This is a genomic window from Pseudomonas sp. 22189 (assembly GCF_052045635.1).
Classification (GTDB): Bacteria; Pseudomonadota; Gammaproteobacteria; order Pseudomonadales; family Pseudomonadaceae; genus Aquipseudomonas; species Aquipseudomonas parakoreensis.
In genome coordinates this window covers 255,790-270,169 of record NZ_JBQEPG010000002.1, presented here as the reverse complement: position 1 = coordinate 270,169, position 14,380 = coordinate 255,790, and the positions used below count along the sequence as shown (strand labels likewise).

Below are 14,380 nucleotides of genomic sequence, written 5' to 3'. Positions count from 1 at the left end.
GGGCCGACGGGGGCTTTCCAGTTAGGGCGCGGCTACATCTCCACCTGCGTCCCCAACTCAATCACCCGGTTGAGCGGCAGATTGAAGAACCGCAGGTTACCGTTGGCATTCTTCAACATGAACGCGAACAGCGCCTCGCGCCAACGGGCCATGCCTTCGAGTTTCGAGGCGATCACCGTTTCGCGGCTGAGGAAGTAAGTGGTGCGCATCGGGCTGAAGTCCAGATCATCCAGATGGCATAGCTTCAGTGCCTGCGGCACGTCCGGCTCGTCGGTGAAGCCGAAGTGCAGGATCACCCGGAAGAAGCCTTCGCCGTGGGCCTCGACTTCGAAGCGCCGCGATGGCGGCACGCGCGGGATGTCTTCGTAGACCACGGTCAGCAGCACCACTTGCTCGTGCAACACTTGATTGTGCAGCAGGTTGTGCAACAGCGCATGCGGCACGGCGTCGGAGCGTGCGGTGAGGAACACCGCAGTGCCCTGCACGCGGTGCGGCGGTTGCACGCGGATGCTGCTGATGAAGATCGGCAGCGGCAGCGCGCCTTCATCAAGGCGTTCGACCAGCAATTGCTTGCCACGCTTCCAGGTGGTCATCAGCACAAACAGGGCAATACCGGCGATCACCGGGAACGCACCGCCCTGCACGATTTTCGGCACGTTGGCGGCGAAATACAAACCGTCCACCAACAGGAAACCGATCAACACCGGCACCGCGAGAATCGGCGGCCATTTCCACAGCAGCAGCATGACGGCCGACACCAGAATGGTGGTCATCAGCATCGTGCCGGTTACTGCCACACCGTACGCCGAAGCCAAGGCGCCAGAGGATTCAAAGCCGAGTACGAGCAGCACTACGCCGACCATCAGCGACCAGTTCACCGCGCCGATGTAGATCTGGCCTTGTTCATCGCTGGAAGTGTGCTGGATGTACATGCGCGGGATGTAACCGAGCTGGATCGCCTGACGGGTCAGGGAGAACGCGCCGGAAATCACCGCTTGCGAGGCAATGACAGTCGCGAGGGTCGACAGCCCCACCAGCGGAATCAGTGCCCAGCTTGGCGCCAGCAGGTAAAACGGGTTGCGCGCCGCTTCCGGGTTTTCCAGCAGCAAGGCGCCCTGACCGAAGTAGTTCAGCACCAGTGCAGGCAGCACCAGCAGGAACCACGCACGGGCAATCGGCTTGCGGCCGAAGTGGCCCATGTCGGCGTAAAGCGCTTCGGCACCGGTCAGCGCCAGTACCACCGCGCCGAGGATCGCCACGCCCATTCCGGCGTGCACCATGAAGAAACGCACCGCCCAGACCGGGTTCAGCGCATGCAGCACTTCCGGGTAATGGCTGATGCCATACGCCCCGAGGGCGCCGAGCACCAGGAACCAGGTGACCATGATCGGCCCGAACAGAATACCGATCCGCGCCGTACCGTGGCTCTGGATCAGGAACAAGCCGACCAGCACCAACAGCGACAGCGGCACCACCCAGTGGTCAATGCCGTCGAACGCGAGGCCCAGGCCTTCGATCGCCGACAACACGGAAATCGCCGGGGTGATCATGCTGTCACCGTAAAACAGCGCCGCGCCGATCAGCCCGCACACCACCAGCAACGAACGCAACCGCTTGCGCTTGCCCGCCGCACGACGTGCCAGCGCGGTAAGCGCCATGATGCCGCCCTCGCCCTGGTTGTCGGCGCGCAGGACGAACATCATGTATTTGATTGAAACGACCCAGATCAGCGACCAGAAGATCAACGACAGAATGCCCAGCACTCCATCGTGATTGACGGGTACGCCGTATGCGCCGGAAAACACTTCTTTGAGGGTGTACAACGGGCTCGTGCCGATGTCGCCGTAAACCACCCCGACTGCCGCGACCAGCATGCTCAGCGGTTTTGCAGCCGAATGCTCGGCGCCCGCCGCCTGACTACTTGCCTGACCCATCCAACACTCCTGATTCTCAAACCGGCTTCTTTGAATGAAGCACTATGCTTTGTGGTGCAGCATGCGCTGTTTTACCTGTTGTTACAGTCGTTTTGTTGACTGTAAAAAAACGGTAAAGCTCAACGGCGCGAAGCATAGCGCAGCACTCGTCGTATTTCCCTGCATAAAGCTGGTCAAGTGCGTTGCTCATCGCTAGAATTGCGCACTTTTTGATCAGAGGCGCACCCTGAGCGCCCGTCCGTCGACTTTCCCACACGGCAAGCGACGTCACAAAACACCGAGGTTAGACATGTCCACCACTCCTGCGCCGGCCAATCCAAAGGTTGGCTTTGTATCTCTGGGTTGCCCGAAAGCACTGGTCGACTCCGAGCGCATCCTGACCCAGCTGCGCATGGAAGGTTATGACGTGGTGTCCACTTATCAGGACGCCGACGTTGTAGTCGTCAACACCTGCGGTTTCATCGACTCGGCCAAGGCTGAGTCGCTGGAAGTAATCGGTGAAGCGATCAAGGAAAACGGCAAGGTCATCGTCACCGGTTGCATGGGCGTGGAAGAAGGCAACATCCGCGACGTACACCCGAGCGTGCTGGCCGTGACCGGTCCGCAGCAGTACGAACAAGTGGTCAACGCGGTGCACGAAGTGGTGCCGCCGAAACAGGACCACAACCCGCTGATCGACCTGGTGCCGCCGCAAGGCATCAAGCTGACCCCGCGCCACTACGCGTACCTGAAGATTTCCGAAGGCTGCAACCACAGCTGCAGCTTCTGCATCATCCCGTCGATGCGCGGCAAACTGGTCAGCCGTCCGGTGGGTGATGTGCTCGACGAAGCCCAGCGCCTGGTCAAGTCCGGCGTCAAAGAGCTGTTGGTGATTTCGCAAGACACCAGCGCCTACGGTGTCGACGTGAAATACCGCACCGGTTTCTGGAACGGCGCGCCGGTGAAAACCCGCATGACCGAACTCTGCGAAGCGCTGAGCACCTTGGGCGTGTGGGTGCGTCTGCACTACGTTTACCCGTACCCGCACGTTGACGAGCTGATCCCGCTGATGGCCGCCGGCAAGATCCTGCCGTACCTGGACATCCCGTTCCAGCACGCCAGCCCGAAAGTCCTGAAGTCGATGAAACGCCCGGCGTTCGAAGACAAGACGCTGGCGCGGATCAAGAACTGGCGCGAGATCTGCCCGGACCTGATCATCCGTTCGACCTTCATCGTCGGCTTCCCGGGCGAAACCGAAGAAGATTTCCAGTACCTGCTGAACTGGCTGACCGAAGCCCAGCTCGACCGCGTCGGTTGCTTCCAGTACTCACCAGTCGATGGCGCGCCGGCCAATGACCTGGACCTGGAAGTGGTCCCGGACGACGTCAAGCAAGACCGTTGGGAGCGTTTCATGGCGCACCAGCAGGCGATCAGCTCGGCACGCCTGCAAATGCGCATCGGCCGCGAGATCGAAGTGCTGGTGGACGAAGTCGACGAGCAAGGCGCCGTCGGCCGCTGCTTCTTCGATGCCCCGGAAATCGACGGCAACGTGTTCATCGACAACGGCAGCAACCTCAAGCCGGGCGACAAGGTCTGGTGCAAGGTGACTGACGCTGACGAATACGACCTGTGGGCTGAGCAGATCTAAACGCCGCACACCCGTAGGCGCTGCCAAAGGCTGCGATCTTTTGATCTTGAAAAGATCGCAGCCTCGTTTCACTCGACAGCGCCTACAGGGAATGCGCAGATATCAAAAGCCTCGCACTTTTTACGAGATGCGGGGCTTTTTTACGGCTATTGTTTGCTGTGGGAAGGAATCCCGCTTATCCACTGGAAAGAGGCGACGGGCATGCGTCAGCATTCGGTCATTCACACGCCGAAACTCAGCGACTATCAGGAACTGACCCGGGTCTGGGAGGCCTCGGTCCGCGCGACCCATGACTTTCTGCCGGACAGCTACATCGAATTGCTGCGCAATCTGGTGCTCACCCGTTACCTGGATGCGGTGATGTTGATCTGTACCAAGGACGCCAACCAGCGCATCACCGGGTTTGCCGGCGTGGCGGCGGGCAAGATCGAAATGCTGTTCATCGATCCCGAGCATCGCGGCCAGGGTTTGGGCAAGAAACTGCTCAACTACGCCATGCAACATCTGAATGCCGATGAACTGGACGTCAACGAACAGAACCCGCAGGCGCTGGGGTTTTACTTCAAACAGGGTTTTGAAGTGATCGGCCGCTCGGAAGTCGACGGCATGGGCCAGCCGTATCCGCTGCTGCATATGCGCTTGCGCCAGAACCAGCAGCGCTCAAGCCATGCCTGACTCACCACAATCCCACTGTAGGAGCTGCCGAAGGCTGCGANTTTTGCTTTGTGAAGATCAAAAGATCGCAGCCTTCGGCAGCTCCTACAAATGGAACCGGGCTTAACCGGCGCCAGGCAGGTACAATGCCCACCCCTTTTTTGTTACGGCCCTGTCATGACTGACCCGATTCGCCTCTCCAAACGCCTCATCGAACTGGTCGGTTGCTCCCGCCGGGAGGCCGAGCTGTTCATCGAGGGCGGCTGGGTCACCGTGGACGGCGAAGTGATCGACGAACCGCAGTTCAAGGTCGGCGACCAGAAGGTCGAACTCGACAAGGACGCCAAGGCCACCGCGCCGGAGCCGGTCACGATTCTGCTCAACGTGCCGGCCGGTATGGACGTCGACACCGCCATGCAATCGCTCAGCGCCGACACCCTCAGCGAAGAGCACCGCTACGGCAAACGTCCGTTGCGCGGACACTTCCTGCGCCTGACCGCCAGCGCCGACCTGCAGCCCAAGGCCAGCGGCCTGCTGGTATTCACTCAGGACTGGAAAGTGCTGCGCAAACTGACTGCCGATGCGGCCAAGATCGAGCAAGAATACGTAGTCGAGGTCGACGGTGACATGGTTGCCCACGGCCTCAATCGCCTGCAGCATGGTCTGACCCACAAGGGCAAGGAGCTGCCGCCGGTCAAGGCCAGCTGGCAGAACGAAAACCGCCTGCGCTTCGCCATGAAGAACCCGCAGCCGGGGATCATCGCGCAGTTCTGCGAAGCGGTTGGCCTGAAGGTCGTCGGCATCCGCCGCATCCGCATCGGCGGCGTGTCGATCGGCAAGGTTCCGGTGGGCCAATGGCGCTACCTGTCCGGCAAAGAGAAGTTCTGACACCTCTGTTGCCGCCACACATTCCGGCAGCGTGCCTGCACGTTGCCCACAACGATTATCAGGATGACCCACATGATTCATAACGACGTATTGCGCAGCGTGCGCTACATGCTCGACATCAGCGACAAGAAAGTCATCGAGATCATCAAGCTCGGCGGCATGGACGTGGAGCTGAAAGACGTCGTCGCGTACCTCGACAAGAAAGAAGAAGACGAAGAAGGCTTCGTGCGCTGCCCGGACGAGGTCATGGCGCACTTCCTCGATGGCCTGGTGATCTTCAAGCGTGGCAAGGACGAAAGTCGTCCACCGCAGCCGATCGAAGTGCCGGTGACCAACAACATCATTCTGAAAAAGCTGCGCGTGGCTTTCGAACTGAAGGAAGACGACATGCACGCGATCCTCAAGGCTGCCGAGTTCCCGGTGTCCAAGCCTGAGCTGAGCGCGCTGTTCCGCAAGGTCGGCCACACCAACTACCGCCCGTGCGGCGATCAGTTGCTGCGCAATTTCCTCAAGGGCCTGACCCTGCGCGTTCGTGGCTGATCACGCAACATGACATACAGCGTCTCCCCCATTGGTTTTGTGCGCTCCTGCTTCAAGGAGAAGTTCGCCATTCCGCGCCAGCCACAACTGGCCCCCGCCGCCCGTGGCGTGCTGGAGCTGGTGGCGCCGTTCGATCAGGGAGACGCCGTGCAAGGGCTGGAGCAGGTCAGCCATGTCTGGCTGCTGTTCCTGTTTCATCAGGCGCTGGAAGAAAAGCCGCGCCTGAAAGTGCGCCCACCACGTCTGGGTGGCAACAAGTCCATGGGCGTGTTCGCCACCCGCGCCACTCACCGTCCTAATGGCATCGGCCAGTCGGTGGTAAAGCTGGACAAGGTCGAGGCGCATCGGCTGTTCATCTCGGGCATCGACCTGCTCGACGGCACGCCGATCCTCGACATCAAACCCTATGTGCCTTACGCCGATATCATCCCCGAAGCCTCCAACAGCATCGCCAGCGCCGCGCCACAGCTGATTGACGTGCAGTGGACAGACGCCGCGCTGCAACAGGCGCACGGCCATGCTCAGCGCCTTGACGAGCCTCTGGTCGAGTTGATCGAGCAGTGTCTGGCCCAGGATCCGCGCCCGGCGTATCAGACGCCGGCGCCGGAGCGCGAGTACGGTGCGCAGTTCTGGGATCTGGACGTGCGCTGGCATTACCCGACGCCGGAGCAGATTTGCGTACTGGAAGTCATCCCGGCCAACACCTGAGACCTCGCTCAATGTAGGAGCTGCCGCAGGCTGCGATCTTTTGATTTTGCCTTTTCAAGATCAAAAGATCGCAGCCTGCGGCAGCTCCTACATGGATTGTGGCAGGCAGGAAGGAAGAAAATATTTCGGGCATGAAAAAGCCCCCATTGCCTTCGCCGGCAATGGGGGCTTTTTCTTGGGGCTTACTTCTCGACGAACGCGCGCTCGATCAAGTAATCACCCGGCTCGCGCATCCGCGCCGAGATCTTCAGGCCGAAGCTGTCGAGCACTTCGCTGGTCTCGTCGAGCATGCTCGGGCTGCCGCAGATCATCGCGCGGTCGTCCTGCGGGTTGATCGGTGGCAGGCCGATGTCGCTGAACAGCTTGCCGCTGCGCATCAGGTCGGTCAGACGGCCCTGGTTCTCGAACGGCTCGCGGGTCACGGTCGGGTAGTAGATCAGCTTGTCACGCAGCGCTTCACCGAAGAACTCGTTCTGCGGCAGGTGCTCGGTGATGAACTCGCGATAGGCGACTTCGTTGACGTAGCGCACGCCGTGCACCAGGATCACTTTTTCAAAGCGCTCGTAGGTTTCCGGGTCCTGAATCACGCTCATGAACGGCGCCAGACCCGTGCCGGTGCTCAGCAGATACAGGTGCTTGCCCGGGTTCAGGTCGTCCAGTACCAGGGTGCCGGTAGGCTTCTTCGAGATGATGATCTCGTCGCCTTCCTTCAGGTGCTGCAGCTGCGAAGTCAGCGGACCATCAGGCACTTTGATGCTGAAGAACTCGAGATGCTCTTCCCAGTTCGGGCTGGCGATCGAGTAAGCGCGCATAAGCGGGCGGCCATTTGGCTGTTGCAGGCCGATCATCACGAACTGACCGTTCTCGAAGCGCAGGCCCGGATCGCGGGTGCACTTGAAGCTGAACAGAGTGTCGTTCCAGTGATGAACACTGAGGACACGCTCGTGGTTCATGTTGCTCATGTACGTGGGACTCCTGGATATTGGGTCTGCGCTCGCCGTTGCGGCCGACAGTGCGCAATTGCAACGCATTCTAATAGCGACGACAATATCTGTTAACTGGATTATTAAGATAAGGGTTATCGGTTATATCGATATGCGATTTACTCTTCGTCAACTGCAAGTCTTCGTCGCCGTCGCCCAGCAGGAAAGCGTATCCCGTGCTGCGGGTCTGCTCAACCTCTCGCAATCGGCGGCAAGCACCTCTATTACCGAACTGGAGCGCCAGTCCAGCTGCCAGCTGTTCGACCGCGCCGGCAAACGCCTGAGCCTCAACGCGCTGGGCAAACAGCTGCTGCCGCAAGCCGTGGCCCTGCTTGATCAGTCCAAGGAAATCGAAGACCTGCTCAATGGCAAATCCGGTTTCGGCTCACTGTCGGTGGGTGCCACCCTGACCATCGGCAATTACCTGGCGACCCTGTTGATCGGCGGCTTCATGCAGCGTCATCCCGAAAGCCAGGTAAAGCTGCATGTGCAGAACACGGCCAATATCGTGCATCAAGTCGCTCACTACGAAATTGATCTGGGTCTAATCGAAGGTGACTGCAGCCATCCGGACATCGAAGTGCAGAGCTGGGTCGAAGATGAGCTGGTGGTGTTCTGCGCACCGCAACATCCGTTGGCCAAACGCGGCAGCGCGACCATGGAAGAGTTGACACACGAAGCGTGGATTCTGCGCGAACAAGGCTCCGGTACGCGGCTGACGTTCGATCAGGCCATGCGTCACCATCGCAGTGCACTGAATATCCGCCTGGAGCTGGAACACACTGAAGCGATCAAACGCGCGGTGGAATCAGGATTGGGGATTGGCTGTATTTCGCGGCTGGCGCTGCGCGATGCGTTTCGGCGCGGCAGCCTGGTGGCGGTGGAAACGCCTGATCTGGATCTGGCGCGACAGTTTTACTTCATCTGGCACAAGCAGAAATATCAGACGTCGGCCATGCGCGAATTTCTCGATCTGTGCCGCGCTTTCACCGCCGGGGTGCAGCGCAGCGACGAGATCGTCTTGCCAAGTATCGCTTAAAGCAGAATCACCGCCCACACCAGGGCAATCATGCTCAGGGCTACGAATTGCGCAGCGCTGCCCATGTCCTTGGCATTCTTGGACAGTGGGTGAAGTTCCAGGGAAATGCGGTCAATCGCCGCTTCTACTGCCGAGTTCAACAACTCGACGATCAGCGCCAGCAGGCAGACGGCGATCAGCACTGCCTGTTCGACGCGGCTGACATTCAGGAAGAACGTCAGCGGAATCAGCACCACATTGAGCAGCACCAGTTGGCGGAATGCCGCTTCGCCGGTGAAGGCTGCGCGCAGGCCGTCCAGCGAGTAACCGGAAGCGTTGAGGATGCGTTTCAGGCCGGTCTGGCCCTTGAAAGGTGACATAAGGTAAAAACCAACCAGAAAGGAGTGGGAAAGCTAGAGCAACAAAAGTCAAAAAAGCGTGAAGACGCCAGCCTTTATTGGCTCGGAATTGACTCAAGTTGTTGCAGAAGTAATGCAGCCTGTGTCCGGGTGCGTACGTTCAACTTGCGAAAGATCGCTGTAACGTGAGCCTTGATGGTCGCTTCGGACACGTTCAGCTCATAGGCAATCTGCTTGTTCAGCAGGCCTTCACAGACCATGGTCAATACGCGGAACTGTTGCGGGGTCAGGCTGGCAAGGCCGTCGCTGGCAGCTTTGGCTTCGGCGGAGACACTGACCGCTTCGAACGCCTGCGGTGGCCAGAACACATCGCCATCGAGCACCTTGCGCACGGCTTGCTGGATCATGCTCAGGTCGCTGGACTTGGGAATAAAGCCGCTGGCACCGAACTCGCGGGACTTGACCATGACCGAGGCCTCTTCCTGCGCCGAGACCATCACCACCGGAATCTGCGGGTACTGCCCGCGCAACATGACCAGACCGGAAAACCCGAACGCGCCGGGCATGTTCAGGTCCAGCAGGACCAGATCCCAGTCGGATTTTTCCGTCAGGCGTGCTTCCAGCTCGGCGATGCTCGCCACCTCCACCAGTCGTACATCCGGGCCAAGGCCCAGCGTCACCGCTTGATGCAGTGCGCTACGAAACAGAGGGTGATCATCGGCAATCAGGATGTCGTATGTGGCCATTTTTCAAATGATCCTGTTTTTTGATGGCAGACCCGACGCATTCGAGCCTCGCCAAAGCAACTCAAGAGAGCGCTGCACAGCGCTATCCACAGGGGCACGTTCAACGCCAATCACAAGCAAACACGGCGTTTCAAACCTTGGCCGCACCCTAATCGGCGCCAAGCATGCCCAGCGAAGCCGGGGTGGTCAAGCAGCACGGCCGCCGCTGCGTGAAGTATGGGCCACTATGGCGCCAACACTGCCTGCGGCTTTCGTATATAAGGCAACAACTCGGCGTGCGCCGGGGTCGACTCGTTCATGTCCAGCTGTTGTTTGGCGCCCAGGTAATGCTGGCTGAACACATCGAAATACGCGTCCAGTGCCGAAGCCGCATCGCTGTCCCCTGCCAGCTCCAGGCACAACGCCGCGACTTCGGCGGTGCACAGGTGTTCGCTACGGGTGGAGCGACGCAGGCGATAACGCGAGAGTCTGTCGGGCAACAGGCTGAGAATGGGCAAGCGATCGAAATACGGACTCTTGCGGAAGATCTTGCGCGCCTCGGTCCAAGTCGCATCCAGCAGAATGAACAATGGACGCTTGCTGCTATCGACGGCGACGGTGTTGGTCACCCGTGACGGTTCTACGTATTCGCCGGGAAATACCAGGTACGGCTGCCATTGCGGGTCGTTGAGCAGCGCGAGCATCTGCGAGTCAGGCTCGGTGCGCGACCAGATGAACGCGTGGTTGTCGCGTACCACATCGGCAATCAGCCAGCCGGTGTTGCTCGGTTTGAACACTTCCTTGCCGGTCATGATCAGGCACACGCCGGAACGGGACTCGACCGTTGGTCGCCAGGCGCACAGGCAATGGCTGATGATCACCCGGCAGTCGCGGCAACGTTCGGAGCGAAAACCTCGGGCCTGAATCGGCTTGATGCCCTCGTCCTCGCGCTGGTCGCGCAAACGGGCTACAGCGTTGGGGGCATGTTTGATCACAGGCAACGCACCACAGCAGGAAAACTCGACACGCACAGCACTCGGCAAGGTAATAAAGGCCGGCAGTTTACCAGAGCGGCGAGCGCAAACCTGTACCGTCCCGACCGGCTCCCCTATAATCCGGCGCCACTGAACGCACAGCCACAGGGCTGGTCGAACCACCAGTCACTGAATCAGGAGAGTTTCATGCTGCGCCTAATCGTTCCCACCGCCGCCATCGCGCTGGCGTTGTCCTTCAGCGCACAAGCGGCGTCGTTGAAAGAGCAGAATCTGAACAAAGAACTGCGCAACATCGCCGAACAAAGCAGCGTTGGTACGCCACGGGCGATCAACGAAGACATTCTCGATCAGGGCTACACCGTTGAAGGCATCACCCTGATCAACCACCTGAGCGTACAGGCCAGCCACGCCGAAAAGATGCGCGCTGATCCAAAAGCGGTGTATTTCCAGCTGGGTGCTTCGGTGTGCAATAACCCGTCGTACCGCAAGCTGATGGCCAAAGGCGCGGTCATGCGTTACGACTTCACTGAATATAAAACCAACAAAGCCATCGGCTCGGCCAGCTATCAGGATTCCGATTGCCCGAAAGCAGCCCCGGCGAAGAAGAAGTAATCACCGGGTATTGGCGCGCCGCTGTTCATCCTCGGCGCGCAATTCGGCCACCAGGGCCTGTAAATAGCGTGAACGCCGTTCACCACCTGCCAGACGTCGGCAGCACTCCTCTTCGAGACTGACTTGATTGGCCTCGGCTGATGCTTTCAACATCCGATACAGCTGCGTATCGATTTCCAGAACCACTCTGGCCATCTATCCCGCCTCCTTGCCTGCTACCCGCGAATCCCTGAAAAGCGCGCACCCTGCGTACGGCGGCTGACTCCAAGCTGTCGTACAGTGCCTGTAAGTTAGTAAATCAGAGCGATTGCTCTACGGCGTACGTTCGGACGAGCGGTGAACATTCTTTGCCAATGACACCCAACGGCTGCCAGAAAAAGACTGCGCGGCGTAATGATCAACTCAGCGCAATGGCTCGCGAGGGTCTAGATTCAAAGTATTCCCGATCATCTGTTCACGGCAGGACAAGGAGCTGCCGAGTGTGTGTTTTTTTGCAGCGCGGCACTGACGCCGCACGTCAGGGCCACAAGCTCTGTGCAGAAGGAGACGTTGAATGCCTTACCAACCGAATGACCTGCTCAGCCGGCATTTTCAGGAACAACTTCCCGACCTCATCAACAAGGTCGAAGAACAACTCAACCAGGTTTCTCCCAACAGCCCGAACCTGCCGATCTATCGCGACATGATCCTGACCGTGCTGCGCATGGCCCAGGAAGATCACAACCGCTGGAACGCCAAGATCACCCTGCAGGCCCTGCGCGAACTGGAGCAGGCGTTCCGGGTGCTGGAACAATTCAAGGGGCGACGCAAAGTCACCGTGTTCGGCTCGGCACGCACGCCGGTCGAGCATCCACTGTATGCAATGGCCCGGGAACTCGGCGCGGCCCTGACACGTTCAGACATGATGGTCATCACCGGCGCTGGTGGCGGAATCATGGCAGCCGCGCACGAGGGTGCCGGACGTGACCACAGCCTCGGATTCAATATCACCCTGCCCTTCGAACAGCATGCCAACCCGACTGTGGACGGCACAGGCAACCTGCTGCCGTTCCATTTTTTCTTCACCCGCAAACTGTTCTTCGTCAAGGAAGCCGATGCGCTGGTGCTGTGCCCTGGCGGGTTTGGAACACTGGACGAAGCACTGGAAGTCCTGACATTGATCCAGACCGGCAAAAGTCCTCTGGTGCCTGTGGTATTGCTGGATACACTGGGTGGAACGTTCTGGCAGGGAGCACTGGATTTCATTCGCCAGCAACTTGAAGAAAACCGCTACATCCTGCCCACCGACCTGAAACTGATGCGACTGGTCTATAACGTCGATGAGGCGGTGCAGCAAATCAACCAGTTCTATAGCAACTTCCACTCCAGCCGCTGGCTCAAGCGTCAGTTCGTTATTCGTATGCACCATAAGCTCAGCGACCAGGCATTGGCGCATATGCAGGAGGCTTTCGCCGATCTGTGTCTGAGCGACCAGTTCCATCAACACGCCTACAGCGGTGAAGAACACGACGAAGCGCAGTACAGCCATCTGGTGCGGCTGGCGTTCGCCTTCAACGCCCGGGACCACGGCCGACTCAGGGAACTGGTGGATTACATCAACCTTCCGGAAAATTGGGCCCATAGCAAACCGCAGACCACACATCGCACACGCGAACCTTCGAAGGTTATTTGAAGGCAAAAAAAAACGGCCCGCTATTTTCATAGCGGGCCGTTTCTATTTAAACCGACTTAGTCGTCCATCCCTCTGCCGCTGAACAAGCGGTTGATCATCTCCATCGAAAAGCCCCGATAGGCGAGGAATCGACCTTGTTTGGCACGCTCCTTGGCATCAATCGGCAAATGTCCGGAGAACTTGCGCTGCCATGTATCCCGAAGCTGCTCCTGCCAGTCGATACCGCTCTCACGCAGTGCGAGTTCGATGTCGGCGCGTTGCAAACCACGCTGACCCAGCTCTTCGCGAATGCGCAAGGGGCCATAACCGGAGCGGGCACGGTAGGAAACAAAGCTTTCAAGGTAACGGGATTCAGAAAGCAGCCCCTCTTCCGTCAACCGGTCGAGGGCTGTTTCGATCATTTCCGCCTCAGCGCCGCGCTGACGCAGTTTACGCGTCAGCTCAACTCGACCGTGCTCGCGTCGAGCAAGCAGGTCCATGGCGGTTCGCCGCACCGCGACGAGGGTATCCAGTACAGCGGTGGTCATCGCTGCGATCAGATATCAGCGTCAGCCAGGTCATCTTCGGTCTCTTTGACCGCAGAGGCCTTGGAGTCCGCAATCACTGCTGGCGACAGCAGTTTGTCACGCAGCTGCTTCTCGAGCTTGGCAGCGACTTCCGGGTTGTCTGCCAGGAACTTGGCCGAGTTGGCCTTGCCCTGACCGATCTTGGTGCCTTCATAGGCATACCAGGCGCCGGACTTCTCGACGAAACCGTGCAGCACGCCCAGGTCGATCATTTCGCCATTGAGATAGATGCCTTTGCCGTAAAGGATCTGGAACTCGGCCTGACGGAACGGCGAAGCCACCTTGTTCTTCACAACCTTGACGCGGGTTTCGCTGCCGACCACTTCGTCGCCTTCCTTCACCGCGCCGGTACGGCGGATGTCGAGACGGACCGAAGCATAGAACTTCAGCGCGTTACCACCGGTGGTGGTTTCCGGGCTGCCGAACATCACGCCGATCTTCATGCGGATCTGGTTGATGAAGATCACCAGGCAGTTGGCGTTCTTGATGTTACCGGTGATTTTACGCAGCGCCTGGGACATCAGACGGGCTTGCAGGCCCACGTGCATGTCACCCATTTCGCCTTCGATTTCAGCCTTCGGTACCAGTGCCGCCACGGAGTCGACGATGATCACGTCGACGGCGTTGGAGCGCACCAGCATGTCGGTGATTTCCAAAGCCTGTTCGCCGGTGTCCGGCTGCGAAACCAGCAGGTCGTCGACGTTGACGCCCAGCTTGCCGGCGTACTCAGGGTCGAGGGCGTGTTCGGCGTCGACGAAGGCGCAGGTCGCACCGGCTTTTTGAGCCTGGGCGATCACGGACAGTGTCAGTGTGGTTTTACCGGAAGATTCAGGACCGTAGATTTCAACAATACGGCCTTTTGGCAGACCGCCGATGCCGAGTGCGATGTCCAGACCCAGAGAGCCGGTGGAGATGGCCGGGATCGCCTGACGGTCCTGATCGCCCATACGCATTACGGCACCCTTGCCGAATTGACGTTCGATCTGACCCAGGGCCGCAGCCAAGGCTTTCTTCTTGTTGTCGTCCATTAAAGTCCTCACGTAATCAATAAGGCCTGACGGCCAACACCTGTATAAGTAGCCAGTATTATTCCACAGCG

Annotated in this window: 16 protein-coding genes; 8 read left to right on the top strand and 8 right to left on the bottom strand. The window is 59.2% G+C overall.

Annotation, left to right across the window (positions count from 1 at the left end; genetic code table 11):
• Positions 1-32 precede the first annotated feature (32 nt).
• Positions 33-1,874 carry a potassium transporter Kup gene (locus ACTJKS_RS02990; RefSeq protein WP_411157854.1) on the bottom strand — a complete coding sequence of 614 codons (1,842 nt, stop codon included), beginning with the start codon at positions 1,872-1,874 and terminating at the stop codon, positions 33-35.
• A 349-nt stretch (positions 1,875-2,223) separates the two neighbouring features.
• Between ACTJKS_RS02990 and rimO the strand changes: the two genes are divergently transcribed.
• The 5 genes from rimO to tsaA all read left to right on the top strand — a co-directional run bounded on the left by rimO (position 2,224) and on the right by tsaA (position 6,351).
• Positions 2,224-3,561, top strand: a complete 1,338-nt coding sequence (rimO, locus tag ACTJKS_RS02985) for a 30S ribosomal protein S12 methylthiotransferase RimO (protein WP_047292002.1) — start codon at positions 2,224-2,226, stop codon at positions 3,559-3,561.
• Between the two features lie 201 nt (positions 3,562-3,762).
• A complete protein-coding gene (locus ACTJKS_RS02980) occupies positions 3,763-4,236 on the top strand; it encodes a GNAT family N-acetyltransferase (protein ID WP_108181865.1) in 474 nt (157 codons plus the stop codon).
• A gap of 156 nt (positions 4,237-4,392) precedes the next feature.
• On the top strand, positions 4,393-5,103 hold the full coding sequence (locus ACTJKS_RS02975) for an rRNA pseudouridine synthase (protein WP_108181864.1): 711 nt from the start codon (positions 4,393-4,395) through the stop codon (positions 5,101-5,103).
• A gap of 72 nt (positions 5,104-5,175) precedes the next feature.
• Positions 5,176-5,643 (top strand): DUF1456 family protein, encoded by a 468-nt coding sequence (locus ACTJKS_RS02970; RefSeq protein WP_108181863.1) that lies wholly within the window; start codon positions 5,176-5,178, stop codon positions 5,641-5,643.
• Positions 5,644-5,652: 9 nt separating this feature from the next.
• A complete protein-coding gene (tsaA, locus tag ACTJKS_RS02965; protein ID WP_108181862.1) occupies positions 5,653-6,351 on the top strand; it encodes a tRNA (N6-threonylcarbamoyladenosine(37)-N6)-methyltransferase TrmO in 699 nt (232 codons plus the stop codon).
• Positions 6,352-6,533: 182 nt separating this feature from the next.
• Here tsaA and fpr read toward each other — a convergent pair whose 3' ends face one another.
• Positions 6,534-7,313 (bottom strand): ferredoxin-NADP reductase, encoded by a 780-nt coding sequence (gene fpr / locus ACTJKS_RS02960; RefSeq protein ID WP_003222277.1) that lies wholly within the window; start codon positions 7,311-7,313, stop codon positions 6,534-6,536.
• Positions 7,314-7,446: 133 nt separating this feature from the next.
• Here fpr and ACTJKS_RS02955 point away from each other — a divergent pair, with 133 nt between their 5' ends.
• On the top strand, positions 7,447-8,373 hold the full coding sequence (locus ACTJKS_RS02955; protein WP_007964377.1) for a LysR family transcriptional regulator: 927 nt from the start codon (positions 7,447-7,449) through the stop codon (positions 8,371-8,373).
• Here ACTJKS_RS02955 and ACTJKS_RS02950 read toward each other — a convergent pair.
• The 3 genes from ACTJKS_RS02950 to ACTJKS_RS02940 all read right to left on the bottom strand — a co-directional run bounded on the left by ACTJKS_RS02950 (position 8,370) and on the right by ACTJKS_RS02940 (position 10,428).
• Complete coding sequence (locus tag ACTJKS_RS02950) at positions 8,370-8,732, bottom strand: diacylglycerol kinase (RefSeq protein ID WP_042607041.1); 363 nt, start codon at positions 8,730-8,732, stop codon at positions 8,370-8,372. The genes ACTJKS_RS02955 and ACTJKS_RS02950 overlap by 4 nt on opposite strands.
• Before the next feature lie 74 nt (positions 8,733-8,806).
• Positions 8,807-9,457 carry a response regulator transcription factor ErdR gene (erdR, locus tag ACTJKS_RS02945; RefSeq protein WP_041072218.1) on the bottom strand — a complete coding sequence of 217 codons (651 nt, stop codon included), beginning with the start codon at positions 9,455-9,457 and terminating at the stop codon, positions 8,807-8,809.
• Positions 9,458-9,681: 224 nt separating this feature from the next.
• On the bottom strand, positions 9,682-10,428 hold the full coding sequence (locus tag ACTJKS_RS02940) for a tRNA-uridine aminocarboxypropyltransferase (RefSeq protein WP_262948024.1): 747 nt from the start codon (positions 10,426-10,428) through the stop codon (positions 9,682-9,684).
• Positions 10,429-10,617: 189 nt separating this feature from the next.
• Between ACTJKS_RS02940 and ACTJKS_RS02935 the strand changes: the two genes are divergently transcribed.
• The gene (locus ACTJKS_RS02935) at positions 10,618-11,043 is read left to right on the top strand and encodes a PA3611 family quorum-sensing-regulated virulence factor (RefSeq protein ID WP_041072220.1); all 426 of its coding nucleotides are present in this window, start codon (positions 10,618-10,620) and stop codon (positions 11,041-11,043) included.
• On the opposite strand, the gene ACTJKS_RS02930 is transcribed toward ACTJKS_RS02935, so the two are convergent.
• On the bottom strand, positions 11,044-11,238 hold the full coding sequence (locus ACTJKS_RS02930) for a hypothetical protein (protein WP_041072222.1): 195 nt from the start codon (positions 11,236-11,238) through the stop codon (positions 11,044-11,046).
• A 358-nt stretch (positions 11,239-11,596) separates the two neighbouring features.
• On the opposite strand from ACTJKS_RS02930, the gene ACTJKS_RS02925 reads away from it, so the two are divergent.
• Entirely contained in the window at positions 11,597-12,715 is a 1,119-nt protein-coding gene (locus ACTJKS_RS02925; RefSeq protein WP_108181860.1) for a TIGR00730 family Rossman fold protein, read from the top strand.
• 56 nt (positions 12,716-12,771) lie between these two features.
• On the opposite strand, the gene recX is transcribed toward ACTJKS_RS02925, so the two are convergent.
• On the bottom strand, positions 12,772-13,242 hold the full coding sequence (recX, locus tag ACTJKS_RS02920; protein WP_108181859.1) for a recombination regulator RecX: 471 nt from the start codon (positions 13,240-13,242) through the stop codon (positions 12,772-12,774).
• 8 nt (positions 13,243-13,250) lie between these two features.
• Positions 13,251-14,309: a recombinase RecA gene (gene recA / locus ACTJKS_RS02915; protein ID WP_003222269.1), complete on the bottom strand. Its 1,059-nt coding sequence runs from the start codon at positions 14,307-14,309 to the stop codon at positions 13,251-13,253.
• Positions 14,310-14,380: the final 71 nt, after the last annotated feature.

Bases quoted from the DNA above. Each gene is read 5' to 3' on its own strand.
- ACTJKS_RS02990 (WP_411157854.1), bottom strand. From the start codon at position 1,874: ATGCTGGTCGCGGCAGTCGGGGTGGTTTACGGCGACATCGGCACGAGC.
- rimO (WP_047292002.1), top strand. From the start codon at position 2,224: ATGTCCACCACTCCTGCGCCGGCCAATCCAAAGGTTGGCTTTGTATCT.
- ACTJKS_RS02980 (WP_108181865.1), top strand. From the start codon at position 3,763: ATGCGTCAGCATTCGGTCATTCACACGCCGAAACTCAGCGACTATCAG.
- ACTJKS_RS02975 (WP_108181864.1), top strand. From the start codon at position 4,393: ATGACTGACCCGATTCGCCTCTCCAAACGCCTCATCGAACTGGTCGGT.
- ACTJKS_RS02970 (WP_108181863.1), top strand. From the start codon at position 5,176: ATGATTCATAACGACGTATTGCGCAGCGTGCGCTACATGCTCGACATC.
- tsaA (WP_108181862.1), top strand. From the start codon at position 5,653: ATGACATACAGCGTCTCCCCCATTGGTTTTGTGCGCTCCTGCTTCAAG.
- fpr (WP_003222277.1), bottom strand. From the start codon at position 7,313: ATGAGCAACATGAACCACGAGCGTGTCCTCAGTGTTCATCACTGGAAC.
- ACTJKS_RS02955 (WP_007964377.1), top strand. From the start codon at position 7,447: ATGCGATTTACTCTTCGTCAACTGCAAGTCTTCGTCGCCGTCGCCCAG.
- ACTJKS_RS02950 (WP_042607041.1), bottom strand. From the start codon at position 8,732: ATGTCACCTTTCAAGGGCCAGACCGGCCTGAAACGCATCCTCAACGCT.
- erdR (WP_041072218.1), bottom strand. From the start codon at position 9,457: ATGGCCACATACGACATCCTGATTGCCGATGATCACCCTCTGTTTCGT.
- ACTJKS_RS02935 (WP_041072220.1), top strand. From the start codon at position 10,618: ATGCTGCGCCTAATCGTTCCCACCGCCGCCATCGCGCTGGCGTTGTCC.
- ACTJKS_RS02930 (WP_041072222.1), bottom strand. From the start codon at position 11,238: ATGGCCAGAGTGGTTCTGGAAATCGATACGCAGCTGTATCGGATGTTG.
- ACTJKS_RS02925 (WP_108181860.1), top strand. From the start codon at position 11,597: ATGCCTTACCAACCGAATGACCTGCTCAGCCGGCATTTTCAGGAACAA.
- recX (WP_108181859.1), bottom strand. From the start codon at position 13,242: ATGACCACCGCTGTACTGGATACCCTCGTCGCGGTGCGGCGAACCGCC.
- recA (WP_003222269.1), bottom strand. From the start codon at position 14,309: ATGGACGACAACAAGAAGAAAGCCTTGGCTGCGGCCCTGGGTCAGATC.